25 protein-coding genes are annotated in these 24,191 nt (G+C 63.2%); 5 read left to right on the top strand and 20 right to left on the bottom strand.

Translation table 11 applies throughout. The features are described 5' to 3' along the window. Nucleotides 1-27: 27 nt before the first annotated feature. From SJ05684_RS20730 to SJ05684_RS20690, 9 genes are read right to left on the bottom strand one after another with little or no spacing between them, the layout of a single operon-like run. Nucleotides 28-297: a flagellar biosynthetic protein FliQ gene (locus SJ05684_RS20730; protein WP_034855726.1), complete on the bottom strand. Its 270-nt coding sequence runs from the start codon at nucleotides 295-297 to the stop codon at nucleotides 28-30. A 2-nt stretch (nucleotides 298-299) separates the two neighbouring features. Continuing rightward, entirely contained in the window at nucleotides 300-953 is a 654-nt protein-coding gene (gene sctR, locus SJ05684_RS20725) for a type III secretion system export apparatus subunit SctR (RefSeq protein ID WP_034855663.1), read from the bottom strand. Next, nucleotides 953-1,966: a FliM/FliN family flagellar motor switch protein gene (locus SJ05684_RS20720; protein WP_034855661.1), complete on the bottom strand. Its 1,014-nt coding sequence runs from the start codon at nucleotides 1,964-1,966 to the stop codon at nucleotides 953-955. Before SJ05684_RS20720 ends, sctR begins: the two co-directional genes overlap by 1 nt. Beyond that, on the bottom strand, nucleotides 1,963-3,282 hold the full coding sequence (locus SJ05684_RS20715) for a FliI/YscN family ATPase (protein ID WP_034855659.1): 1,320 nt from the start codon (nucleotides 3,280-3,282) through the stop codon (nucleotides 1,963-1,965). Before SJ05684_RS20715 ends, SJ05684_RS20720 begins: the two co-directional genes overlap by 4 nt. Next, nucleotides 3,275-3,838 carry a type III secretion system stator protein SctL gene (gene sctL / locus SJ05684_RS20710; protein WP_034855657.1) on the bottom strand — a complete coding sequence of 188 codons (564 nt, stop codon included), beginning with the start codon at nucleotides 3,836-3,838 and terminating at the stop codon, nucleotides 3,275-3,277. Before sctL ends, SJ05684_RS20715 begins: the two co-directional genes overlap by 8 nt. Before the next feature lie 46 nt (nucleotides 3,839-3,884). After that, a complete protein-coding gene (locus tag SJ05684_RS20705) occupies nucleotides 3,885-4,487 on the bottom strand; it encodes a hypothetical protein (RefSeq protein ID WP_050980050.1) in 603 nt (200 codons plus the stop codon). A 2-nt stretch (nucleotides 4,488-4,489) separates the two neighbouring features. Further along, nucleotides 4,490-5,269 carry a type III secretion system inner membrane ring lipoprotein SctJ gene (sctJ, locus tag SJ05684_RS20700; RefSeq protein ID WP_034855724.1) on the bottom strand — a complete coding sequence of 260 codons (780 nt, stop codon included), beginning with the start codon at nucleotides 5,267-5,269 and terminating at the stop codon, nucleotides 4,490-4,492. An 11-nt stretch (nucleotides 5,270-5,280) separates the two neighbouring features. Beyond that, nucleotides 5,281-5,754 (bottom strand): hypothetical protein, encoded by a 474-nt coding sequence (locus SJ05684_RS20695; protein ID WP_034855656.1) that lies wholly within the window; start codon nucleotides 5,752-5,754, stop codon nucleotides 5,281-5,283. A 50-nt stretch (nucleotides 5,755-5,804) separates the two neighbouring features. Then, complete coding sequence (locus SJ05684_RS20690) at nucleotides 5,805-6,050, bottom strand: hypothetical protein (protein WP_034855655.1); 246 nt, start codon at nucleotides 6,048-6,050, stop codon at nucleotides 5,805-5,807. 432 nt (nucleotides 6,051-6,482) lie between these two features. On the opposite strand from SJ05684_RS20690, the gene SJ05684_RS20685 reads away from it, so the two are divergent. Next, nucleotides 6,483-7,472 (top strand): AraC family transcriptional regulator, encoded by a 990-nt coding sequence (locus SJ05684_RS20685; protein ID WP_034855649.1) that lies wholly within the window; start codon nucleotides 6,483-6,485, stop codon nucleotides 7,470-7,472. Between the two features lie 236 nt (nucleotides 7,473-7,708). Continuing rightward, on the top strand, nucleotides 7,709-7,945 hold the full coding sequence (locus SJ05684_RS20680) for a hypothetical protein (RefSeq protein ID WP_034855647.1): 237 nt from the start codon (nucleotides 7,709-7,711) through the stop codon (nucleotides 7,943-7,945). A gap of 224 nt (nucleotides 7,946-8,169) precedes the next feature. On the opposite strand, the gene SJ05684_RS20675 is transcribed toward SJ05684_RS20680, so the two are convergent. Continuing rightward, on the bottom strand, nucleotides 8,170-9,948 hold the full coding sequence (locus SJ05684_RS20675; protein WP_034855645.1) for an adenylate/guanylate cyclase domain-containing protein: 1,779 nt from the start codon (nucleotides 9,946-9,948) through the stop codon (nucleotides 8,170-8,172). A 176-nt stretch (nucleotides 9,949-10,124) separates the two neighbouring features. Beyond that, complete coding sequence (locus SJ05684_RS20670) at nucleotides 10,125-12,185, bottom strand: 3-hydroxyacyl-CoA dehydrogenase NAD-binding domain-containing protein (protein WP_095694332.1); 2,061 nt, start codon at nucleotides 12,183-12,185, stop codon at nucleotides 10,125-10,127. 184 nt (nucleotides 12,186-12,369) lie between these two features. Between SJ05684_RS20670 and paaG the strand changes: the two genes are divergently transcribed. Together paaG and paaI are read left to right on the top strand one after the other, a co-directional pair. Next, nucleotides 12,370-13,161, top strand: a complete 792-nt coding sequence (gene paaG / locus SJ05684_RS20665; protein WP_034855639.1) for a 2-(1,2-epoxy-1,2-dihydrophenyl)acetyl-CoA isomerase PaaG — start codon at nucleotides 12,370-12,372, stop codon at nucleotides 13,159-13,161. Next, nucleotides 13,158-13,607, top strand: coding sequence for a hydroxyphenylacetyl-CoA thioesterase PaaI (gene paaI, locus SJ05684_RS20660; protein ID WP_034855637.1), 450 nt, complete (start codon nucleotides 13,158-13,160; stop codon nucleotides 13,605-13,607). The genes paaG and paaI overlap by 4 nt, the downstream gene beginning before the upstream one ends. Before the next feature lie 106 nt (nucleotides 13,608-13,713). On the opposite strand, the gene paaZ is transcribed toward paaI, so the two are convergent. The 9 genes from paaZ to SJ05684_RS20615 all read right to left on the bottom strand — a co-directional run bounded on the left by paaZ (nucleotide 13,714) and on the right by SJ05684_RS20615 (nucleotide 21,995). Next, nucleotides 13,714-15,771 (bottom strand): phenylacetic acid degradation bifunctional protein PaaZ, encoded by a 2,058-nt coding sequence (gene paaZ / locus SJ05684_RS20655; RefSeq protein WP_034855635.1) that lies wholly within the window; start codon nucleotides 15,769-15,771, stop codon nucleotides 13,714-13,716. Nucleotides 15,772-15,785: 14 nt separating this feature from the next. Further along, complete coding sequence (locus SJ05684_RS20650; protein WP_085939088.1) at nucleotides 15,786-16,553, bottom strand: Phenylacetic acid catabolic protein; 768 nt, start codon at nucleotides 16,551-16,553, stop codon at nucleotides 15,786-15,788. A 32-nt stretch (nucleotides 16,554-16,585) separates the two neighbouring features. Next, on the bottom strand, nucleotides 16,586-17,662 hold the full coding sequence (paaE, locus tag SJ05684_RS20645; protein ID WP_034855633.1) for a 1,2-phenylacetyl-CoA epoxidase subunit PaaE: 1,077 nt from the start codon (nucleotides 17,660-17,662) through the stop codon (nucleotides 16,586-16,588). Between the two features lie 22 nt (nucleotides 17,663-17,684). Continuing rightward, nucleotides 17,685-18,200, bottom strand: coding sequence for a 1,2-phenylacetyl-CoA epoxidase subunit PaaD (gene paaD, locus SJ05684_RS20640; protein ID WP_085939087.1), 516 nt, complete (start codon nucleotides 18,198-18,200; stop codon nucleotides 17,685-17,687). 19 nt (nucleotides 18,201-18,219) lie between these two features. Beyond that, nucleotides 18,220-19,005, bottom strand: a complete 786-nt coding sequence (gene paaC / locus SJ05684_RS20635) for a 1,2-phenylacetyl-CoA epoxidase subunit PaaC (RefSeq protein ID WP_034855629.1) — start codon at nucleotides 19,003-19,005, stop codon at nucleotides 18,220-18,222. Then, nucleotides 19,005-19,289, bottom strand: a complete 285-nt coding sequence (paaB, locus tag SJ05684_RS20630; protein WP_034855627.1) for a 1,2-phenylacetyl-CoA epoxidase subunit PaaB — start codon at nucleotides 19,287-19,289, stop codon at nucleotides 19,005-19,007. The genes paaC and paaB overlap by 1 nt, the downstream gene beginning before the upstream one ends. A 14-nt stretch (nucleotides 19,290-19,303) precedes the next feature. After that, nucleotides 19,304-20,305, bottom strand: coding sequence for a 1,2-phenylacetyl-CoA epoxidase subunit PaaA (gene paaA / locus SJ05684_RS20625; RefSeq protein ID WP_034855625.1), 1,002 nt, complete (start codon nucleotides 20,303-20,305; stop codon nucleotides 19,304-19,306). 291 nt (nucleotides 20,306-20,596) lie between these two features. Then, the gene (gene paaX / locus SJ05684_RS20620; RefSeq protein ID WP_034855624.1) at nucleotides 20,597-21,490 is read right to left on the bottom strand and encodes a phenylacetic acid degradation operon negative regulatory protein PaaX; all 894 of its coding nucleotides are present in this window, start codon (nucleotides 21,488-21,490) and stop codon (nucleotides 20,597-20,599) included. A gap of 34 nt (nucleotides 21,491-21,524) precedes the next feature. Next, complete coding sequence (locus tag SJ05684_RS20615) at nucleotides 21,525-21,995, bottom strand: Lrp/AsnC family transcriptional regulator (RefSeq protein ID WP_374188712.1); 471 nt, start codon at nucleotides 21,993-21,995, stop codon at nucleotides 21,525-21,527. 117 nt (nucleotides 21,996-22,112) lie between these two features. Between SJ05684_RS20615 and SJ05684_RS20610 the strand changes: the two genes are divergently transcribed. Continuing rightward, a complete protein-coding gene (locus SJ05684_RS20610) occupies nucleotides 22,113-24,191 on the top strand; it encodes an alpha-ketoacid dehydrogenase subunit alpha/beta (protein ID WP_034855620.1) in 2,079 nt (692 codons plus the stop codon).

The raw sequence follows: 24,191 nt of genomic DNA, 5'->3' as shown, positions 1-24,191 counted from the left end.
ATGCTCGAACGCCGTCACGCCCGAACCTCACCGGACCATGGTCGGGAAGTCGTTGAGAATGTGGATCGAATGCTCGATCAGTGGGGTTGCCAAGGCACGGCCGAAGACGATCAGGATGATTGTGATCGCGAATATCTTGACGATCTGCGCGATGGTCTGCTCCTGGATCTGGGTGGCGGCCTGAAATACGGCAATCAGCAGTCCAATGACCACGGCGAGGACGAGCAAGGGTCCGGCGAGCGCAAAGGTTGCCGCCACCGACATGCCGATTTCCGCTGCGATCTCGTCCTCAGCCACGGTCAACCCGCATAGGAGAGGACCAGCCCCTCGAGGAGGCGGCGCCAGCCGTCGATGGCGACGAAAAGCAGCAGCTTCAGCGGAGTCGATACCACCGTCGGCGACATCATCTGCATGCCCAGCGCGACGAGAATCGCCGATACGGCGAAGTCGATCATCAGGAACGGCAGGTAGATCAGGAAACCGATCTCGAAGGCGCGCGTGAGTTCGGAGACCAGGAAACTCGGCGTCAGAATGGTGATGTCCTGCGGCCCGGCGGGTTCGGCTGGCGCATTCTCCCAGATCCGCTGGGAGGACTGGACGAAGAAAGCACGCACCTCCTCGTCGGAGAACTTCATCATGAAGGCCTTCAACGGCTCAGAGACTTTCGGAATGCCTTCGGCCAAACCGCTCAGCGTTTCGAAGCTACCGCTGTTTTCGAGAAGGATGCGCCAGGCATCCTGCAGGACAGGGTTCATAACGAAGCCCGTGAGCACGATCGCGACGGCAAAGACCAGAAGATTGGGCGGCGTCTGCTGGATGCCGATGGCGTTGCGCACGATCAGCAGGACGACGGAGATCTTTGTGAAGGACGTCGCCACCACCGCTATGACCGGCAGCACGGATATGGCGGCCATCGCCGCCAGGCCTTGTGTGAGGGGAAAGCTGGATTCCATCAGTCGTGCAACGCCGTGATGCGAACCGCAGCAAGACCAGCGACCGCGACGATCTCCCCGCGCCCGATGATTCGGCCCTGGGCCACGATCTCGACCGCCTCCGACATCGCCCGCTCGAGCGGGAAGACATGACCCTCTCCGAGACTCTCAAGTTCACCAAGCGGAACCTCCAGGCGACCGGCATCGAAAACGAGCTTGATCGGCATCTCGGCGATCGGCGAGGGCTGCGGGACGCCCTGAAGTTCCTGGTCGATTGTATCGTTGGTCATGAAATGTCTCGTCGGTCCTCGGGGTCTCGAGAGCAGCGGCTCAGCCAGGACCACGCCCGTTTCCGAGCGCGTGCAGGCCGCAAGATAGCGTTCGCCTGTAACGGCAAAGAAGGTGTCGCCGTCGTCCGCATCGAACACGATGGCATCGCCCGTCGAAAGTTTGCGGATGCCCTGGAGCGGCAAGACGGCATAGCCGCGACGAATGGCGATCGTCGCCTGGAGGCCAGAGTAGCTGCGACGCGGCAGCCTCCCGGCCCAGCGATAGAGCTCCAGGCGGAGAGCCTCGGGAAATCGGCCGCAGACCGGTAGCGATAGACCGTCCCATTCAACGACGAAGCCGAAATTGGCATCCCCGCGGGACAGGCGCGGTTCGCCGATCTCGGTAAGATGTATCTGCCGGCCGCTGCCCGTTTCAACCGTTTCGATGGCATCGCCGATAAGGCATTCCAATACGGCGGCACGCGCCTCGGGTGAAAGACACTCCCATTGCGCTAGAGGCTCCAGGCGCCCGACGATCAAGGAAAGCGCCGCGGCCGGCACCAGCAGTTCTACATTATCTCCGGCCACGGCCGCCCGGATCGCGACCGCCTCTCCTAGCCGGTCGGCGGCGATATCGGTCGCCGCCGGGCGGATGGTGATCGCCCCCTTCTGGAAGGGAAGCCGCCAAGGCTGGCGTGCACCCGGCTCCGAATTCGGCCCGCGCGCGCCCGACATGTTCTTGGGCGCTGCTGCGACATCGGTCATCGGACAAGCTCCTCGAGCGCAGCAATGGTTTCGGAGAAGCTGCGTTGGCCGCTGGCGCTATCGAACAGGAACCGGTTGATCCGCTCGCGCTTTCTGACCGCCTCGTCGAGTGCCGCATCGCGCCCCTCGCGATATTCACCGACGCGGATGAGGAGTTCGGCATCCTGGTAGAGCGAGAGCATTGTGCGCAGGCGGTCCGCCGCCTTGCGGTGCGTTTCGGAAACGACCGCGCTCATTGTCCGGCTTCGGCTCGCCAGCACGTCTATGGCCGGGAAGTGCCCGGCGCGGGCGATCTTTTCCGAGAGAACGATATGGCCGTCGAGCAGTGCCCGCGTCTCCTCGGCAATTGGATCGTCATCCGCCTCACCTTCGACGAGCACGGTGTAGAACGCCGTCATAGTGCCCTCGGCGCTGTTGCCGGCACGTTCGAAGACCTCCGGCAACGCCGCGAACACGGAAGGCGGGAAACCACGCCGGACGGCAGGCTCCCCAGCGGCCAGGCCGATCTCGCGCAGCGCCCTCGCCATCCGCGTGACGCTGTCGACGAGCAGCAAGACGCGCTTCTGCCGGTCGCGAAAATGTTCGGCGACCGTCGTCGCAGTCAGCACTGCCCGAAAGCGTTCGAGCGCCGGCCGATCGGAAGTGGCAACGACGAGCACCGTGCTGCTGCTGCGGCCCGCCGGCATCACCCGCTCGACAAATTCGCCGACCTCACGGCCGCGTTCGCCGACCAGTGCGCAGACGACCACATCGGCATTGTTCTCGGCGATGATCTGCGAGACGAGCGTGGACTTGCCGACGCCCGGCGGACCCAGAATGGCGATGCGCTGCCCCTCGCCGCAAGTGAGCACCCCGTCGATCGCCGCAAGCCCGACGGGAAAGGGGCGGTCGACCGGCCGGCGCAGAAAAGGATCCGCCGGCCGCCCATGCAGCGGGTGAAGCATGGTCTCTCCCGGGCCGCCGGAGGTTGCCGACTTGCGCACGACATTGCCATTGGCGTCGATGACGGAACCGAGCAGGTGGTCGCCGACGGCGACCATTGCTTCGCGGCCGGTCGGCACGATTTCGGTGCGCACGGAGATGCCGCGCGTTCCCCCTTGGGGCGAGAGCAAAGCCGTGTCGCCTTCTATGCCGACCACTTCGGCAAATCCCGTCCGGCCGCGGCCGGGCTCGCGCAGCTCACAGAGCTCGCCAATCCGGACAGCCGCCACCTTCGCGCGCACAAGCAGGCCGGACACGTCGGTGACGCTGCCGCTCTGGCGGCGCGTCTGCGTTCCGGCGAGGACGCGTTCCAGTCTCGCCAGCGCCTCACTCACGGCTCGTCTGCTCCGCCAGTGCCGCGATCTGCTCGCGCATGCCGATATGTGAACGCCCGGCCGGCGTCTCCATGACGATCTCACCCGCGTCAAGCGCAGCATCGGCGACGACCGCAACAGGGCGGCCGGCATCGCCGATGGCGCGGCGCGCGAGTGCTACCTCCTCCGGAGGCACGCGCAATGTGAGCGGCTCCTGGTCGGTCACATCCTTGATCGCACGGGCAATGAGACGCCTGACACGCTCGTCCGGTTCCATCCCGCCGACGATGAGATCGACCGCCTTGAGCACGACCGGCACGATCCAGCTTTCGAGATCAAGCAGTTCCTGCTGCGCTTTTTGCTTCACGGCGAGAAGTGCTTCGGCCGTCTCGCGCAGGCCGTCCGCGTAGCCCTGTTCGAAACCCTCGCGGCGCGCTTCTTCCCGTGCCGTGCGCGCTTCCTCCGCCGAGGCTTCCGCTGTGCGGCGGGCTGCGGCAAGGAACTCGGCCGCCTCGCTGACGAGCCCGAATTCCGCCGCAGGGATTACTCGCCTATTCCCGGGAGAAAAGGCCGTCACTGCACTCGCCCCCCGTATGGCATGTTTTCGTTGCCATCGTCCGCGCTCAACTGCGTAAGAACAGCGGCGCCGATCGCCTCGACCGAGGGACGATGCAATGTAACCGATCCGCTATCGCAGCCCTTTCCCCAGCCGGCCTGCCATACGGATCCAAGCCCGTGCCGCTGGCGAGAAGCCGCAAGATCGCCCATCCGTCCGCCTCGACGATACCGGGATACTGATCGCCGAGCTGCCGCGATGGAAGCGGCGCCGCGGCAACGAGATAGCTGTTGGCGAGCGCGAAAGAGACAACCTCTCTGCCGAAGATGACGGCAAGCGCTTCGATCGTTTCCCGTGCCATAGCCGGACCGAGTGAAGCGATATGATAGGCTAGACCCGCCCCGATCGCCGTTGTCCTGCGCGCCTCCGGCGTCAGCGAAAGGAGGCGCCGCACTGGATCCGAGAGATCGGCCGGATCGCCCGCGTCGCTGACCAACCCTCCAAAGATTCGTGCCCGCATGCGCTTCGTCGAGGCAAGCCGCCGAGCAAGATTCTCATCGAGTTCACTCAGCCACGGCTGTGCCTTGCTGGCATCGGCCGCGTTGAGGGCGCTCAGGCGGATCGCGGCATTTTCGAGAACCGCCAATGCGTCGTCGCGGACCGGGCGCATGGTCAGCTCTCCTTGCGGCGAGGCAGCAGAATGAGAGTCGCGGCTATGGCGAGCAGGACTGCGCCAGCAATCGAGAGTTTTCGATAATCGAGCAGCCAGGCGATTCCTCCCGCCGCTGGTGTCGGCACGACCTCTTCCGGCGCTTTTTCCGCCGCCACAGTGACGCCGATCTTCGCCCACGGGCTGACGACGACGGAGACGTCTTCATAGGCGAGCCCCCGAATGCTGTTCAACAGGAGCGACCGGCTCTTCATCTCGATCTCGGCGACGTCGGCGCCGGGCCGGTATTGCAGCAGCGCCGAGGCGCGCGCCCGCTCCTTGATCAGCCCGCGGCCGTTGTCCTCGGGCATCACGACATGAACCCTCGCAAGGGCAACTCCCTCGAGCGCCGACAGCGTCTCTCCAAGCTGCTGTTCGAGGGCGAAGGTCATCCTGGCTTTCTGCTCGAAGGGTGTGACGAGAAACCCCTCGCCCGGGAAAAGCTCCGCGACGGTACTGCGGGGAGAACGCGGCAGCCCGGCATCGGCGAGCAATTCAAGGGCCCTGGCGTGATCCTGTGCGTCGACGCTGAGCGTGAATGCACCACCTTTTTCGCTGCTGACGGTGGCGGGGATGCCAGCGCGCTCCAGGAGCACCTGTGCATCGAGCACGTCGCGCTGATCGAGGCCGGTCAGCACGTCCTTGCTGCAGGCGCTGAGGATAATGGCCAGCAGCAGGATGCAACAGCCGCTCGCTACTCGACGCCAGGACAATAGGGACCGTGGATATGGAAGAACCAGCATGGATGCGCAGATCATTGGCCTTGGGTCAACCGCTTGGACGAAGCCATCACCGACTGGGTCAGCGAAGACATCAGGGTCATACCGGTCGCGAACTGCTGAGACTTCTCCAGCCGATCAACGGCAGTCAAGAGATCGTGAGCGCCTCCGGGCTCCGCGCCATCCTTCGCGGGACGGGAAGCAAATCGCGCAAGCCAGGTTTTCGGATTGAGGCCGCTCGGCAGAAGGAATTCCGTCAGACGATCGAACAGGCCAGTTGGCGCCTCGGAACGATACGGAGGGATGACCACTCCCGGGACGGCTTCGGGAGAGAGCTTGCGATACCCGGGATCCGGAAGAGTGGAACTCGGGACGATGTGAATCTCTCTGGTCGTCGACGGCTCATTCATGCGCGTCGACACGACTTCGATCGCCTTCAAAGGCGCTCCTGACGCGGTCAGATCGGTCAGCGGCGCAACCGCCTGACGTGAAAATTCATTTCCGCCCATCAGCATTTCCTCACCCGATACCTATCCGCTGACGCCTGCCGAAGACCGGACTAGCCTTCGTTGCCCTCGTCAATGGCCTCTTTGGCGAAATTGAACAGCGAATTGTTGAGCATCAGAGTGTTCGAGATCATGCTGGGCAAAAAGGCTTCGACCGCTGCCTGCAGTACGGCGCCGTCGCTATTCGGATCCACCTTCTTGGTCCCGCTGCGTGTCACGCCCTGCTCCGGCGCGGTCGATGGGGACGGAGTAGCCCCCCCTGTCGGAATCCTGTTGGGACTTACCGCATCGACTGCCATTGCCGTTCCCCTCGTCCTCATCAAGCCTTACCCGGAGGATTAAGCATCCCCCTCAACCGTGTCAATAATTTATAAATAATGATTCCATTCTTGCGCGCTACACCAAGCAATGTAGTTAATTCCTTTAACCGAGCGGGTCGGAAATTTCGCTAAATCCGGTTACATTATTCAAATTGCGCATCGATTATCCACTTACCGCAATTAATATCCAGATAGCGCGACGATATTTCCGCGCGACGATGTTTTTTGTGGAGCTTTAATTCTTGCAGAACAAGGAATGGCCCGCGCGATTCTTCATTCGCGTTGAAATCGGCTTGATCGCTACCTAAACCGCGACGCAAGGGGTCGGCGCGGCCACAGGGGCTGCCGATCAGCCCTTCTGCAATCGGGAGTTGGGGCACCCCGTCCCGCGGGCAATGGAGGTAGGTCGAGGTGGACAGAGTGCATTTTCACGCGGCCACGTCCTTTCGTGGCACAGGCGCGGAGGAGCTCGGGGCTGCGCTATCCACATGCACATCACCGATAAAAGTTGAGACGCTGAGTGGCGAACCCGTGACGTTCGACTGCGAATTCTTCTCGACAGGCCCCGTGTCCTTCGCCAGTTGCTTCTATGAGGGAGCGTTTCAATGCACCCGGCAGACGGCAACCGACAAGCTCATGATCTTTCTGCCGACACTCGGAAAGGCAGTCTTCGATCCCGGCATGCGACAGATCCTGTCGACTCCGGGACAGGGAACGATCATCGACGGCGCGCGTAGCGCATCCGCCCAGGTCTACGGGCCGCGACGTCACCTCGCCCTGTTCATCGAACATCGCAAGGTCGCCAATCATTTGACCAGCATGCTGGAACGCTCGGTCAACGGCGATCTCGAATTTCACCCCTATATCGAACTGAGGAGCGGGCCCGGGCGGGCCCTCATGCAACTCGTCGAAACGGCGTGCAACGGACTGCGCGGTGACGCCCCTCTCAGACAATCGCCGATGGCGCTTGCCTCAATTTGCGATGCCGTCACTCACTTGATCCTGGAAGCGACTCCGCACCGCTATTCGGATCAACTCGCGACGCCTGCGCCCTTGCCGGCGCCGCGGCATGTCAAATGGGCAATCGATTTCATGCATGCCCATATCTCCGAACCGATCTCCATGGATGACATTGCCGCCGCAGCGAAGGTGAGCGTGCGTACGTTGCAGCAGGGATTCCGTCAATTCCGCATGACGACGCCCATGGCCTATCTCCACGAGATTCGGCTGACCGCCGCCCACCAGGACCTGATGAACGGACATGAGGTGCAGACCGTTGCCGATGTCGCCTTGAGATGGGGCTTCACGCATCTTGGCCGCTTCGCTGCGGACTACAAGAAACGGTTCGGGGTATTGCCCTCGCAGACCCTGCGCGGCAAGGGCTCCGAAGAAGGCCGTTAGCAGGATGGCCGATCCCGGTCGGCGCGCCTCATTACCTCTGCCGATCTTTACCCGCACGCAGTCGCATTGACGAATTCGCGCAGCAGGTGCACCATTTGATCGCGCGCTCTCATATTGCGAAAACTGCTTTCATCTCAGCTCGACATCGAACGTCAATTGCATAAACGGAGCTTCACACCAATAATCTTACCGGACCATCAACCCACGATGGTCGCTTGGATCGGAGGAACTATTCCATGAACAGAAACGTGATCATCGGAATCATTGTGGTCGCGGTCGTCGTCATAGCGGTTATTTTCTTGATACCAGGCACCGATGAACCGACGGCCGACGCGCCTCCGGTGCCGGTCGAAACCGAGACCACGCCAGCAACGCCAGAACCCGCGCCAACTGAGCCCGCGCCGACTGAGCCCGTACCAACCGAGCCCGCGCCGACCACACCGGCGCCCACCGAGCCGGCACCGGCGCAATAGGCGTCCGGCCTACTGCAGTGTCCTTAAATCGTCCTCGATTTAAGGACAAAGACATGCAGCAATTCGAAGTGCTGCGACTTTGCGCGGGTGATAAGACGCGCGTCGCTGTAGGACGACTGTTCGTTTAACGCGTCGCCGTCGGTGCGCTCCTCCATCAGAAAGGGCGCACCGACGGCGATAGAGCAAGCCGTATGCACGAAGTCTGCAGGCTGGCACGCCTGCTGCTATTGGGCCGCAATGCCCCCCGATGTCGACGGCAGGCCGCCTCGGCTGCCTGCAGCCTTGCGCAGCCCTTCACGCAGATGCTCGAAATCGGAGTCCTGGGCGTAGTGCAAGGTTGCGAGAAATGAATCAATCTCGAATTCGGGAGCGAGCCCCCTGACCTTCTCCAGATGCGCCTGAGCGGCGATCTCGTCTCCGAGCCAGCCATAGCAGGCGGCGAGGAATGCATGCTGGACGTGGTCCATGACCGAGAGGTGCATGAAGGCCTCGACCGCCTCGCCATATTGGCGTGCAGCAAAATGCGCTTTGCCGAGGTGGCTCCAGAATCTCTCGGGATGGTGGGGATTGAGCCGCATGGCCTTGCGGATCCATTCGACACCCTCTTCAGGTCGCCCAAGCCACGTCAGCAACTCGCCCTGCTGAACCACGACCAGATCATAATTTGGATTGAGGGAAAGAGCACGCTCCTGGTGGTAACGTGCCGTGGTCAGCGCGTTATTGTTCACATTTACGGCTGCGAGGATACGATGCACGTCGGCGTCGTTATCGTCGAGCGCCAGCGCCCGGTCCAACTCGGCGACCACTTGGTCCCAGGTTGCCTCCTTGTCCTCGCACCAGCCATGAACCCAGGCCTGGCCCAGTATGCACGCGCGCCAAGCATGCGCATGGGCATAGCCGGGGTCGAGCGCGATCGCCCTGTCGATCAGCGACTGCGCCTGCTTATTGTCCGCAACAGTGCCCCTGTGATGCAGCACCTTGGCAGCAAGCGCGCACTCGTAGGCAGCCATGTTCGCGGGCTTATTCCGCGCGAGTTGGTCTCGCTGCGCCGCCTCGACGCGCCCGGGCAGCGTGGCCGCGATCGCCGCCGTCACTTCGTCCTGGATCGCGAATATGTCGTCGAGCTTCCGGTCGTACTTGTCCGCCCAGATATGGGTGTCGTTGGTCGCATCGATCAACTGGACCGTCACCCGCACGCGATCGCCGCTCTTGCGGACGCTCCCTTCCACCAGATACTGTGCCCCGAGTTTCTCCGCGACTTCACGCAGGTTCACGGCCTTGTTCTTGTAGACGAAGCTTGAATTGCGCGAAATGACGAACAGCTCGTGGCGGCGGGACAATTCGGTGATGATATCTTCGGTCAGCCCGTCGACGAAGAACTCCTGATCGGCATCGCCGCTCATATTGGTGAAGGGCAGCACCACGATCGAAGGTTTCGAGACGGTCCGCTTCACCGCGTCCGCATCTTCCGGCTGAGGGAGCGCTATCGCCTCCAACCCAACGCGGAAGAGCTGAACGGGGCGGCTGATATTCTTGAGTCTCTTCTCGCCCAGATCCTCGATCAGGACCTCGAGGCGATCGGCAATCTGCGTCGCCACCGCAGCCGTGATGCAGATGCCCCCCACGTCCGCAAGCTGCTCGACCCGGGCGGCGATGTTCACGCCGTCGCCGAAGATGTCACCGTCCTCAAAGAGGATATCGCCGATATTGATGCCAATTCTGAATTCGATCCGCCGATCCTGCGGGACATCGGCATTGCGTCGCTTCATGCGCTGCTGGATCTCCACCGCGCACCTTACCGCGTCGGTCACGCTCTGGAATTCCACCAGCATGCCATCGCCGGTCGTCTTGATGATCCGCCCCTTGTTTTTGGAGATGGCGGGATCGATCAATTCTATACGATGGGTCCTGAGCCGGGCGATCGTGCCTGCCTCGTCGGCCTCCATCAGCCGACTGTAGCCTGCCATATCGGCGGCCATGACTGCGGCTAATCTCTGTTCCATTCTTCTACCAACAACGCGAAGGGCATGCTTCTCCTCCGGACCTTTGCCAGAGACGTAGTTGCGTGGTTGCTGAAATTCTATCTTACCGTAGGACGATCGACCATCAAAATTCAGGAAATTCTTCGAGAAGCGCGGCACCAACCGATGGCGCCCGGTCCGACCGCGGCCCATTTCACCTAACGTATGCAGGCGGAAAAGCCTCCGCGTGCGGCAGCGCAAAGCAAGAATTCGCAGGCCGGGTCGGCCAAGCCGTCGCTCGATACCGCGTCCAGCGCTCCGATGACCCTGTCGAGGCCGTGAGCCTCGGCATAGTGCATCGGCCCACCCCGCCAGCGCGGAAAACCATAGCCGTGAATCTTGACGAGATCGACGTCGGAGGCTCTGAGCGCTGTCTTGTCCTCGAGGATGCGCGCGCCCTCGTTGACCATCGGCCAGACGATCATGCTTACAATCGAGGCCTCGTCCCATTCGCGGCGCGGATATCCCTCGGCCGCCTCCGCGATGATCGCGGAGACGGTGTCCGATGGGCGAGGCGTGCGGTCGCCGGGCGCGTAGTCGTACCAGCCGCCCCCGCTCTTCTGGCCGAACCGCTCTTGCGCGCAGAGGCGATCGGCAATAGGCGCGAAGGGCGTCTCGCCCCGTGTCCGGGCCGTCTGGCGCTGGAGGGCGGCAATGTCGAGCCCGCCGAGATCCTGTGCCTCGAACGGCCCCATCGGCAGGCCGAAGCCGCGCATCGCTGCATCGACAGCGGCCGGCGTGGCGCCGGAAAGCAGCAACCGTTCGGCCTGGGCCCGCGTGACCTTGAGCATGCGGTTGCCGATGAAACCGTCGCAGGTACCGGCCCGCACCGGGATCTTTCCGAGCATCCGCGCCAGGGCAAATCCGGTCGCCAGCACTTCCGGTGCGGTCGCTTTCGCCGGGACAATTTCCAAAAGCTTCATCACATGCGCCGGGCTGAAGAAATGCAGGCCCAGGAATCGCTCCGGCCCACCTATTCCCTCGGCGATCGTTTCCGGATCGAGATAGGAGGTGTTTGTCGCCAGAACGGCATCATACCGGCAGACGGCGGCAAGCCGCTGAAAGACGTCGCGCTTCACCTCCAGATCCTCAAATACGGCTTCGATGACCAGATCGACGTCGGCAAGCCCGGCGTAGTCCGTCGTGGCGGTCACACCCGCCATCCGTTCGGCGGCAACATCCGCGGCAATGCGGCCGCGCTTTACCGCGCTGTCGAATATCCCGCGCACGCGGGAGACGCCCCGTCCCAGCGCAGCCGCGTCACGCTCGACCAGGGTGACCGGAAGATTGGCATCCCGCAGCGCCGCGGCGATCCCGACGCCCATGGTGCCACCGCCGATCACTGCGGCCGAACGGATGCTAACCGGCACGGTGCCGGCAAGCTCCGGCGGGCGCGTGGCTGCCCGCTCGGCGAAAAACACGTGACGGAGTGCTGCGGCCTGGGCCGAGCCGCGCAGTGCGAGGAAGGTCTCGCGCTCGAAGGCAATCGCCGCGTCGAAATCCTGCTCTGCGGCGCGGCGCAGACAGGCAAGTGCCCTCGGCGGCGCCTCCTCGCCTCTGGCGCGGGCAGCGACCGCCTTTGCCGCGGCATCCCAGAAGGTGTCGCTCGGTGCGGAAATGGCTCGGTCGCGGAGCCTGTTCGGCAGCGGCCGCCCGAGCACTTGTCGGGCGAAAGCCACGGCACCGGCCACGAGGTCATCCTCGATCAGGGCATCGATCACCCCCGTCGCCGCAGCCTCGGGCGCGACGAGCGGCTTACCGGTTGTCACCATGTCCACTGCCATCTCCACCCCCGCCAGCCGCGGCAGGCGCACCGTTCCGCCGGCGCCCGGCACGATCCCGAGACGGACTTCCGGCAGGCCGATATTCGCCGACGGAACTGCTACGCGAAAGCGGCAGCCGAGCGCCACCTCGAAGCCGCCGCCGAGTGCGCTCCCATGGATTGCTGCAATCCAGGGCTTTTCCGCCCGCTCGATGCGCTCGACGAGGTCGGGCAAGTGCGGAGGCTCAGGCGGCTTTTCGAATTCGCCAACATCGGCGCCGGCGATGAATGTCCGCCCGGCGCAGGCGAGCACGACCGCCTTCACCGAAGGATCGGCGTCAAGTGCCTCTGTCGCGTCGAAGAGCGCCTGCCGCACGGCCCGTGACAGCGCGTTGACCGGAGGGTTGTCGAGGGTGACTACGGCGATTTCGCCCCGATATTCAATGTTGACAGCCATGGCTGGGAATCCCTGACGGCTTCTTCTTGCGTCGGCGGTGAGCCGGCAGCCCTTCCCATAGTGATGCCGCCGTAGCATGAGCGCAACGCTTTCAACTGCAAGCGGCGCCGTTTATATTTGGCCGACCGTCGGTCTATGAAGGAGTTTTGCAAGCTCGCCTACGAGCCGGCGACAGGGAGGTACCATGACCGGATCCGGCAGCGTATTGTCGACGCTTGCAGATGGCGTCCTGCGCCTGACGTTCAACCGCCCCGACAAGCTGAATGCTTTCAACGACGAAATGCACCTCGCGCTGCGTGCCGGCTTCGAGCGCGCTCATGCCGACGATGCCGTGCGTGCCGTCCTGCTGACCGGTACCGGCCGCGGCTTTTCGGCGGGCCAGGATCTCGGGGACCGCGACCCACGCCAGGGCGGCGTCCCGGATCTCGGCCACACGATCGAGACCTTCTATAATCCGCTCTTGAGGCTGATCCGCCGCCTCGAAAAGCCGGTCGTTTGCGCCGTCAATGGCATTGCCGCCGGCGCGGGCGCAAATATCGCCTTTGCCTGCGATATCACGCTTGCGGCCCGCTCCGCCCGCTTCATTCAGTCCTTCGCGAAGATCGGATTGGTGCCCGATTCCGGCGGGACCTGGAACCTGCCGCGGCTCGTCGGCGAGGCTCGCGCCAAGGCGCTTGCGCTGACGGGAGAACCGATCGACGCTGAAACGGCGGCGAGTTGGGGCCTGATCTGGCGCGCGGTGGACGACGCGGTACTGATGACCGAAGCCTCAGAACTTGCCGCACGGCTTGCCGCCGGGCCCACGAGCGGGCTCGGCATGACAAAACGGGCGATCCAGGCGGCTGCGACGAACACCTTCGATGAACAGCTCGATCTCGAACGCGACTTGCAGCGCGAGGCGGGACGGAGCGCCGATTATGCCGAGGGCGTCGCTGCTTTCCTGGAGAAGCGCAAACCGGAGTTCAAGGGCAAATGACAGAAGCGGCAAGCTTGACTGCCGACGAACTGGCCCGCGCCTGCGCCCGCGCCATGTGGGACGATGACCAGGCCTCGCAGCGGCTCGGCATGACGATCGATCATGTCGAGCCCGGCGCAGCGACACTTTCGATGACGATCACGCCGGAGATGACCAACGGACATGGCACTTGCCACGGCGGCTTTATTTTCGCTCTTGCCGATTCCGCCTTCGCATTTGCCTGCAACAGCTATAACCAGCGCACCGTCGCCCGGCATTGCTCCGTCACCTTTATCGCGCCGGCCTTGGGGAATGACCGGCTGACTGCAGCGGCAAGCGAAGTCTCACGGATCGGCCGGGATGGCATTTATGACGTCCGCATCAGCAATCAGCGCGGCGAGCATGTCGCCGAATTTCGCGGCCATTCGCGCACGGTGAAGGGCACACATCTGGCGCAGCCGGGCTAAGCCTGTGCGGCCAAGGATAACTCTGCAGTCCTTGCTTACACATGGGATCTGCGATGCTGATCCTTGAAAGCGTGCGGGCAGTCGCCTGAGCCTGCCGCAACCCGCGCTACCCTCTCGTCTTCGCCACCATCGTCAGCACGTCATATTCAGCAACGCTTGCGCCCGTCTGATTGGTGACGCGGCAGTCCCAACGCACCTCGCCATATTCGGCATTTTCCCGCGGATTGATCTCCTTGCAGGTGAGCCGCACCTGCAACGTATCGCCGGGATAGACGGGCGTTAGGAAGCGCAGCTTGTCGACGCCGTAATTCGCAAGCACCGGTCCTGGAGCCGGATCGACGAAGAGCCCTGCGGCGAAGGAGACGATCAGATAGCCATGGGCGACGCGTCCGTCGAAGAACGGATTGGCCCTGGCAGCCTCCTCGTCCATGTGGGCATAGAATGTATCGCCGGTGAAACTTGCGAAATGCTCGACGTCCTCGAGGGTCACCGTGCGGCTGGCTGTCAGGAGCTGATCGCCGATGCGAAGCTCCGCAAGTGATTTGCGGAACGGGTGTTCACCGTCGGAGCGTGCCGGGGCTCCTTCGACCCAGCGGCCGGTGACCGCCGAAAGCAATCCCGGCGCGCCCTGGATTGCCGTGCGCTGCATGTAGTGTTTGACCCCGCGCATACCCCCCAGTTCCTCGCCGCCGCCGGCCCGGCCGGGGCCGCCATGCACGAGGCCCGGAAGCGGAGAACCGTGGCCGGTCGAGGATTTCGCGCTGACCCGGTTTCCGATCAACACGCGGCCGTGGAAGGGCGCGATGCCGATGACCAAGTCCTGGGCAATACACGCATCATTGGTGAAAACGGACGTGACGAGGCTGCCTCTGCCGCGCCTGACGAGTTCCACCGCTTCTTCGGTCGTGTCGTAGGGCATGACGGTGCTGACCGGGCCAAAGGCCTCGACATCGTGGACCGCCTGCGCAGCACCCGGCCTGCCGCAGTAAAGCAGGACAGGATTGAGGAAGGCGCCTGCTTCCGCGTCGCCGGATACCACCCGCGCACTCTTCGGATCACCGACGACGACCTCGGCATCGGCGGTGAGATCGCGGATCCGCGCCCGGACTTCCTCCCGCTGCCCAAGGCTTGCGAGCGGCCCCATCCGCACGTTTTCGTCCGCCGGGGCGCCGAGCGCGACCTTGCCAAGGCGTTCTCCAAGTGCCGCGACAAGCGCGTCGCAATGGGCGCGCGGAGCTATGACCCGTCGAATGGCGGTGCATTTCTGGCCGGCCTTCGCCGTCATCTCGCGCGCGACCTCCTTGACGAAGAGGTCGAATTCCTCCGTGCCGGGCGTCGCATCGAGGCCGAGTACGGCAGCATTGAGACTATCGGCTTCCATGGTGAAGCGCACGGAATTCTCGACGATCGCAGGATGCGTCTTCAGTCTGCGTCCGGTCGCCGCGGAGCCGGTGAAGGTCACCACGTCCTGGCTGTCGACATGGTCGAGCAGGTCGCCGACGGAACCGCAGATGAGTTGGACCGCCCCATCCGGCAGCAGCCCGGTTTCGACCATGCGGCGCACCATCAGCTCGGTGAGATAGGCCGTCTGGCTCGCCGGCTTCACGATCGCGGGCATGCCCGCAAGCAGGGTCGGCGCCAACTTCTCCAGCATGCCCCAGCAGGGAAAGTTGAAGGCATTGATGTGAACCGCGGCGCCTTCGAGCGGCGTCAGGATGTGCTGGGCGGAAAACGTATTGTCGCGCGAAAGCGCTTCTACGTCACCGTCGACGAGCACGCGGGTATTCGGCCACTCGCGCCTCGCCTTCGAGGCGTAGGAGAAGAGCGTGCCGATGCCGCCTTCGATGTCGATCCAGCTATCGGTGCGGGTGGCGCCCGTAGCAGTCGAGAGCGCGTAAAATTCTTCCTTGCGCTCCATCAGCGCCTGCGCGAGCGCCTTCAGCATCATCGAGCGCTCATGGAACGACATGCGGCGGAGCGCCGGGCCAGCCTTTTCGCGCCCGTAGTCAAGTGCGGCAGCAAAGTCGATCCCGGTGGAATCGATCAGCGCCACCGGCGCGCCAGTCGAGGCGTCGAGGAGCGGTACGCCCTCCTTCGCGCCCCGCGTCCAGACGCCGGCGACATAACTTTCGAGTCGGAGCGGCGTGTCTGCCATGACATTCATCGGTTCCTCCCTCCTCAGTTAAGGTTCAGCGCCGCAAGCTCGGCATCGACCACGACCTTCCATTCGGAAAGCAGCGTCGCGTTCGGTGCGTGGCGGAGGCCGAGACGAGCGAGCATCTCGAAGCGGGGAGAGCCCGGAAGGCCGAAACTTGCCGCCACTCGCGGGTGCCAATAGCCGATCGCCTCGCGCGCTTCGCGGCATCCTTCCTCAGTCGCGGCGATGCGCTTCAGCCCTTCGAGGCCGAGTTCGGCATGGCAAGTTTCCTTCGGCAGGATCGCCCGGAACACTTCGGCAAGCGGCTGATAGGAGACACGCGCCAGCTCTCCGAGTTGTACGACGACAGCGCTGCCCATCAGCACATTCATGACCACCGCATCGGTCCAGCCCGCGAGCGGGTAGTGCAGCACCGAGAGGCGCATGTCACCGCCGTGGCGTTCCGCGCCGATATCAGCGTGGCGCGGCAACCGCGCCCCCCAGGGATGATGGACCGCATAGCGCGCCGTATCCGCACCGAAGCTCCCCATCACCTTGAGGACTTGCCTTGCGTGGTCGGCTTTCTCCATGACGATGCGGGCGGCCGCGATGCGTTCGCTGATCCCCGGCGCATCATTGATGATGTCTGCAAAGCCGGCTGAGCCGGCGAGTTCGCTGTCGATGAAGCTCGCCATGAGGCGAAGAAGCTCGCCACGATAGCGCGGCGGGACGTTGTCGGGCGAGGTGAGCACGCCGCCCTGGGCGAGGTAGTCCTCGATCGGCATCGTATCGGAAATCGTATGCGACATTGGGGAGCCTCCTCCCTCCAGGCGTATGACGGTTACTCGTCATAACTGACGACGATGCGGTCGCTCAGCGGATGACACTGACAGGTGAGCACGTAGCCCTGCCTCACCTCGTAGTCTTCAAGCGCGTGGTTGGTCTCCATTTCCACCTCGCCCTCGAGCACCTTGGCCCGGCAGGTGGAACAGACGCCCGCCTTGCAGGCATGGGGCGCGTCCAACCTGTTCTCGAGCACGGCTTCGAGCAGGCTCTGCCCGTGCTTCGGAAAGCTGAAGCTGCGCGTAGCCCCGTCGAGCGTAACCGTCGCCTCGCAGGTCGCACGCTGGTCCGCAGTCTCAGCGCTTGCCACCTTGGGGCGGGCACGACCGGGCTGCGCGGTGGCGAACAATTCGAACTTGATCCGGTCGTCGCCAAGGCCGTGGTCGCGAAGCGCTGCCGCAACCGCCAACATCATCGGCTCGGGACCGCAGATAAAGGCGATGTCGGCCGACCTGACGTCGATCCAGCCACGGAAGAGGGCGGCGCATCTTTCCGCGTCGAGGCGACCGGTAAAAAGATCGATGTCCTGGGCTTCGGTTTCAAGGATGTGCAGCACCGAAAGCCGCCCGAGATAGATATTCTTGAGGTCGTCGAGCTCCTCGCGGAACATGATGGCGTTGAACTGGCGGTTGGCATAGACGAGCGTGAATTGCGAGCGCGGCTCTCGCGAAAGCGTCGTCTTGAGGATGGAGAGCACCGGCGTAATACCGCTGCCGCCGGCAAAGCCTAGATAATGCTTCGCCACATCCGGTTTGATTGTCGTGAAGAATGCGCCCATGGGGGGCATTGCCTCCAATGTATCGCCCGCGCGAAGCTCCTCATTGGCCCAGGTCGAGAACCAGCCGCCGTCGACGCGCTTGATGCCGACCTTCAGCACGCCCTCGTCGAGCCCGGTACAGATCGAATAGGAGCGGCGCAACTCTTCCCCGTCGAACAGGCGGCGAAACGTCAGATACTGCCCCTGCGTGTACTGGAATGCGGCGCGATCCTCCTCGCGCGGCTGAAGCGTAATGACCACGGCGTCACGCGTGTCACGGTGGATTTCGGTGACTGTAAGGGGATGGAAACGTGCCATTGAAGCGGCTCCCGGCACCCCGTCAGATGCACTTGAAATAGTCGAAGGGCTCGAGGCAGCTCGAGCAGCGATAGCTCGCCTTGCAGGGGGTCGAGCCGAACTGACTGATCTTCTCAGTCTCGGTGGAGCCGCAGCGAGGGCACGAGATCGAAAGATCGGAACTGCCCGACAGACTCGCGACCCGTTTGAGCAGACGGCCATTCGCGGCGGTGCCGTCCACCGGCGGCGCGATGCCGTAGTTCTTGAGCTTCTCACGACCTTCGGCACTGATCCAGTCGGTCGTCCAGGCGGGCGAGAGCTGGCGCTCGATCCTCACACTTTCGACACCTCTATTGCGAAGCGCACGCTCGATGTCGAAGTTGATGACCGTCGTGGCCGGACAGCCCGAATAGGTCGGCGTCACCGTCACCACGAGTGTTTCGCCCTTCCAGGCGACGTTGCGGACGATGCCGAGATCGGTAACGGAGATGACCGGGATCTCCGGATCCGATACCTCTGCGAGCCAGCGCCAGATTTCCTCGACCGATGGACACGTCATCGTAGCCACATGAACCTCCCTACCAGGTCGCACCCGGATAGGCGCGTTGCAGGAATTGCAGCTCCGCGAGGACATAGCCGAGATGTTCCGTGTGGATGCCGCGCCTGCCGCCCTTGTGCATGTAGCCGTCGGCCGGCTTCTTCAGCGTCGCCTCGGAAAGCGTTTCGGCCACAAGGGAGTGCCACTCCGCCTTAATGCTGGAGGGCTCCGGCGCCACGCTCGCGGCCGCAAGCGCCGCGTCGGGCGCTTCTTCGATGAACATCTCGCCGGTATAGGGCCAGAGGTCGTCGAGCCCCGCCTGCATGCGGGCGTGGCTTTCGGCCGTTCCGTCGCCGAGCCGGATCACCAGGTCGCGACTGCGTTCGAGATGATAGGCGACTTCCTTCGAGACCTTCTCGGCAATCGCCGCAATGCGCCGGTCGGAGGAACCGAGAAGCGCCTGCAGACAAAGGTAATGCCAGGCGTCGAAGAGGAACTGGCGCATCAGCGTCTTGCCGAAATCGCCGTTCGGACGCTCGGCCAGGAGCAAGTTACGGAATTCATAAGCGTCGCGGAGATAGGCAAGATCGTCGGCACTGCGGCCCTTGTTCTCGACCTCGCCGGCAAGCCCGAACCAGAGCTGCGTCTGACCGATGAGATCGAGTGCCGTATTGGCAAGCGCGATATCCTCCTCGAGCGCCGGCGCATGGCCGCACCATTCGGAGAGGCGATGACCGAGAATGAGCGTGTTGTCGCCCATGCGCAGCAGGAACTCGAACAAAGTGTGCCGGTCGATGGCCGGTTCCGTCATGGTCGCCGCCCCCATCACATGTGCCCCGCTTCCTCGGGAATGTCGAAGAAGGTTGGATGTCGGTAGATCTTGGAGTTGGAGGGCTCGAAAAGTGGCCCCTTCTCGGATGGCGAGCTCGCGGTAATGTCGCTGGAGCGCACCACCCAGATACTGACGCCCTCGTTGCGGCGCGTATAGACGTCGCGGGCATTGTGGATCGCCATCTCGGGGTCAGGCGCGTGCAGGCTGCCGACGTGGCGATGATTGAGGCCGTGCTGACCGCGGATGAAGACTTCCCAAAGAGGCCATTCGCTGGACATGTTTCTCTCCCACATCACTCCGCGGCCATGGATGCGGCACCCCGGGCGGCGGATTTCTCGGCGTAGGCCGTCAGCCCGTTCCGGAACCAGGCGCCGTCTTCCCATGCGTTCCTGCGTGCTCCGAGGCGTTCCGAATTGCAGGGGCCGTTTCCGGCAATCACCTCGAAGAGCTCGTTCCAGTCCGGCTCGCCGAAGTCGTAGCCACCCTTCTCCCCATTCCACTTAAGCTCCGGATCGGGAATGGTGAGGCCAAGATACTCGGCTTGCGGCACGGTCTGGTCGACGAATTTCTGGCGCAGCTCGTCGTTGGAATTCTGCTTGATCCTCCAGGCCATGGACTGGGCCGAGTGCACGGAGGCGTCGTCGGAGGGGCCGAACATCATCAGCGACGGCCACCACCAACGGTTCAGCGCATCCTGCACCATTGCTCTTTGGGCCGGCGTGCCCTCCACCATCTTCATCAGGATGTCGTAGCCCTGGCGCTGGTGAAAGCTCTCTTCCTTGCAGATGCGGATCATCGCGCGCGAATAGGGTCCGTAGGAACAACGCTGCAGCGGCACCTGGTTCATGATCGCGGCCCCGTCGACGAGCCAGCCGATCACGCCGATATCCGCCCAGGTGAGGGTCGGATAATTAAAGATCGACGAGTATTTGGCCTTGCCGGAGTGAAGCTGCGCGTAAAGCTCGTCTCGGCTCACCCCCAAAGTCTCGGCGGCGCAATAGAGATAGAGGCCGTGGCCGGCCTCGTCCTGCACCTTGGCAAGCAGGATCGCCTTGCGCTCGAGCGTTGGAGCCCGGGTGATCCAATTGCCCTCGGGAAGCTGACCGACGATCTCGGAATGGGCGTGCTGGCTGATCTGGCGAATGAGCGTCTTGCGATAGCCTTCCGGCATCCATTCCTTCGGCTCGATCTTCTGCCCCGCGTCAACGCGTTCCTGGAAGGCGCGCTCCTCGGGAGCCATCTCGTCGAGGCTCCTGACGCGGGGGGCGTCCGTTTTCACCATTTGCGCATACATGGTTCCCTCCTCCGTCAGAAACGCGCGCATTCTTCGAGCGCAGTCAGGGGAAGCCAGTCAATTTCGCCCGCTCGCACCGAAGTCACGCTCGAACTCTCAATGGCGGCGCGCTGAGAGCATCCGACCTGGGCGGCGGCGATCGGTCGATAGGACATACATATAACGCGCCGAATGTCACAGTTCAACGACATATGTCTATGTTTTTGTGACATATCGATTTGCGGAGTTCGCTCGGTTGCGGACATTGCTCCCGCAGGCCCTTTCGGCGCCAGTCATTCGAATGAACATCACTTAAGAGTGGTTGCCGCCGCCAAGAGTCGTCAGCCGAAGGGCCGTCGCTTCGCTGGTCATTGGAAGCGGACCTGCAGCCGTGATGAAGTTCCGCGCGACATGCAGGTCCGCGTTCGGCGACAGGCGGCAATAGAGCCGCGCAAATAGACGGCGCGCCTCTTCGCCCGGCCAATCGGACGGCAGAACCTCCGGCGGCAGGCGTGGATCGCGCAAGGCCTCCAGGCGATACTGGTGGACGAGCAGCAGGCGCGCTGTGAGACAATCGGCAGAAGCAAGACGTCCGCCCGCTTCGACGAAAGTCGCAAGCCGGCCGAAGCGCCGCAGGAAACTCTCATAGGCCTTGGCATGCGGGGAAAGGTCCCAGCATTTCGCAGCAAAAGCGCCAAGTTCAGCCGCACCTTCGGCAACATCCGCCCGGAAAACGACCGCAGGCATGACCGAGGCAGGAAAGGGCCGAACCCCGACGGCAAGCCTGGAAGTGAGGCGCGCATGGCCCGAGCGCTCGAGCATCTGCATGCGTTCTTCCGCCGACGGCCCCATCAACTCGACAAAGTGCCAGGCCGTTTCTTCCGGCGGACCGAAAAGCACCCGCGCCGCGGCGGCGAATTCGCTCCGGGCGGCTTGCGTCAGGCGATAGAAGCTGCGCCGCCCCTCCCGTTCTCCTGCGAGCCGCCCTGCTGTTACGAGGCGGGATACAGCCGTGCGCACGAGCGTCTCGCTGATGCCGACGCCGGCGCAAACCTCGATAATGTTGCCGATCCAGATGGCGCCGCCGCGCGGCTCCACGACATCGCCATAGATGGTGACGATGAAGCTCGCCGCCTTCAAGGACGCCTCGTTCAGTATTGCTGCTATGAGCTCCGATCCGGCCCGAGCCGACGTGTCTTGTCGCATCCGGCCGCCCTCACCCCGGTCTCGATCCATGCCGTCACACCGGAATGGCGGTGGAGTATTTCACGCTCTTCAGCGCGAAATGGGACGACGAATGCGCGACGGCCTCATGCGTGAGAATGCCGCGCATCAGCAACCGCTCGTAATCGGCAACGTCCGCGACGACGACCCGCAGGAGATAATCCCAGTCTCCCGACATGGAACAGCATTCCAGCACTTCTTCATGGCTCTCCACGAAGTGCTCGAAATTTTGCCGCGCGGCGGCATCATGGGACTTCATCCGCACCTGGCAGAACACAGTCAAGCCTCGCCCGACCATCTGGGGACTGACGAGCCGGACCGTCTTGCCGAGCACGCCTGCCGTGTCCAGGGCCTTTATACGCCGCCAGCAGGATGCCGGCGAGGCACCAACCGCCTCGGCGAGCGCCGCGTGGCTGATATCGGCCCGCTCCTGGAGTATCCTGAGAATTTTTCGATCAACCACGTCGAGATTGAACATACTATTCACGATCCTCCCGAAATGGAAACAGATTGATCAATTACTATCGAAAATAAGGCAAGATTGAAACCGATTTGCGCCCCCGACGGGCTATTCTTCCATTGAGGTTTTTGGAGGAGTGAGACGATGGGCCAGGCAGCGCTGAAACCCGATCGACGGAACGCACCGGACGAGAGCATAGACTGGAAACGGGTCGTTCATCTGATGCTCCTCTCACGCGAGCTCGACGAGATGGAGGAAACGCGGCTCGTCCCGGAAAAGAAGATTCTCTATCAGTTTTCCGCCCGCGGCCACGACTTGGCGCAGGTCCTCTTAGGCTTGAACCTGACGGAACGGCACGACGCGGCCTGCGGATATTATCGCTCACGGCCGCTGCTTCTGTCATTGGGCGTAGATCCCGCCGACGCACTCGGTTCGGCCATGGCGCGCGGGGGGGGCTATTCCGACGGCCGAGACATCGGCGTCGTCTTCAACTACCCAAACCCCCACGGCGCCTCGGCTCTGCCGATGTGCGGCGGCGTCGGCTCTCAGTACACGCCGACGGCCGGATGGGCGCAGGCGATCACCTATTTCAGCAAGCATCTCAAGGATCGCAACTATGATCGCGCCATTGCCGTCGTCCTCGGCGGCGACGGCTCGGTCGCTTCCAACGGCTTCTGGTCGGCGCTGACCGTCGCCACCACGCAGGAGCTGCCGATGCTCTTCTATATTGAGGACAACGACTTCGGCATCTCGGTGCCCGGTTCTTTCCAGACGCCCGACGGCAACATTGCCGCCAATCTCGCCGCCTGGAAGAACCTGACGGTCATCGACGGCGATGGCTGCAATCCGGAGGAGGCAGCGCGGCTCACCAAGGGAGCCGTGGAACTGATACGCGACGAGCGCATGCCTGTCCTGTTGCACCTCAAGGTGCCTCGCCTCGAGGGGCACAGCTTTCAGGACACGCAGACCTACAAGAGTGAAGAGCTTGTCAAAAGCGAGTGGGCGCGCGACCCGCTGCCGAGGTTGAAGGATTACCTCGTTCCGGCAGTCGTGAGCGAGGAGGAATGGAACGAGGCTGCGAAGAGTGCAAAGGCGGCTGCCGAGCAGGCGCTGGTCGAGGCCGAGTCCCGGCCGGTTGCGGACCCCGAAACCGTCACCCGCAACGTCTTCTTCGAAGGCCCTATGCAGGCCATGGGCGGGCAGCATTGCGCAGGCTATGAGCCCCCGGAGACGACCGACACGCCCGAGAGTGGCGGTCAGCGGATCAACATGGCGACGGCGATCCGGCATACTCTAGACCGCGAGATGTCAATCAACGAACGGGTCGTGCTGTTTGGTGAGGACATCGGCGCGAAAGGCGGTGTTCATGGCGTCACCCTCGGGTTGCAGGAAAAATATGGAGACGCCCGCATTTTCGACACTTCGCTTTCCGAAGAGGGTATCGTCGGCCGTGCGGTCGGCATGGCCCTTGCCGGCCTTGTCCCCGTCCCCGAGATCCAGTTCCGCAAATATGCAGAGCCAGCCATCGAACAGATCAATGATTGCGGCACCATGCGCTGGCGGACGAACAATCGCTTTGCCGCGCCGATCGTGCTCCGTATGCCCGGCGGCTTTTTCAAATGCGGTGACCCCTGGCACAGCCAGACGAATGAAGTCGCCTTCGTGCATCAGCCCGGCTGGAGGGTCGCGGTGCCGTCCAATGCAGAGGATGCGGTCGGGCTCCTGCGCACCGCGCTACGCGGCAATGATCCGGTGATCTTCTTCGAGCACCGGGCAATGCTCGACCACCCCTGGGCGCGACGTCCCTATCCCGGCGATGCCTTCGCGCTGCCGTTCGGCAAGGCGAAGTTCACACGGCAAGGTAAGGACATTACCGTCGTCTGCTGGGGCGCGATGGTGCCGCGCTGCGAGGAGGCTGCGGATGGGCTGTCCGCCGACGTGATCGATCTCAGGACGCTGATGCCCTGGGATAAGGAGGCTGTCCTTTCTTCCGTGCGGCGCACTCGTCGTTGTCTGATCGTGCATGAGGACCTGGGGACGGCAGGCTTCGGCGCGGAAATCGCCGCCACGGTTGCGGACGAAGCCTTCATCGATCTCGACGCCCCGGTCTCCCGCCTGACCATGCCGGACATTCCGAGCCCCCATAATCCGGTTCTGCTCGATTGGGCGGTGCCCTCCACCGAGCGCATCCGCCAGAAAATCACAGACCTTCTGGAGTATTGA

The sequence above is a fragment of the Sinorhizobium sojae CCBAU 05684 genome (assembly GCF_002288525.1).
GTDB classification, from domain to species: Bacteria; Pseudomonadota; Alphaproteobacteria; order Rhizobiales; family Rhizobiaceae; genus Sinorhizobium; species Sinorhizobium sojae.
The sequence above is the reverse complement of the archived record's forward strand: the minus strand, read 5'-3'. Positions and strand labels throughout refer to the sequence as shown.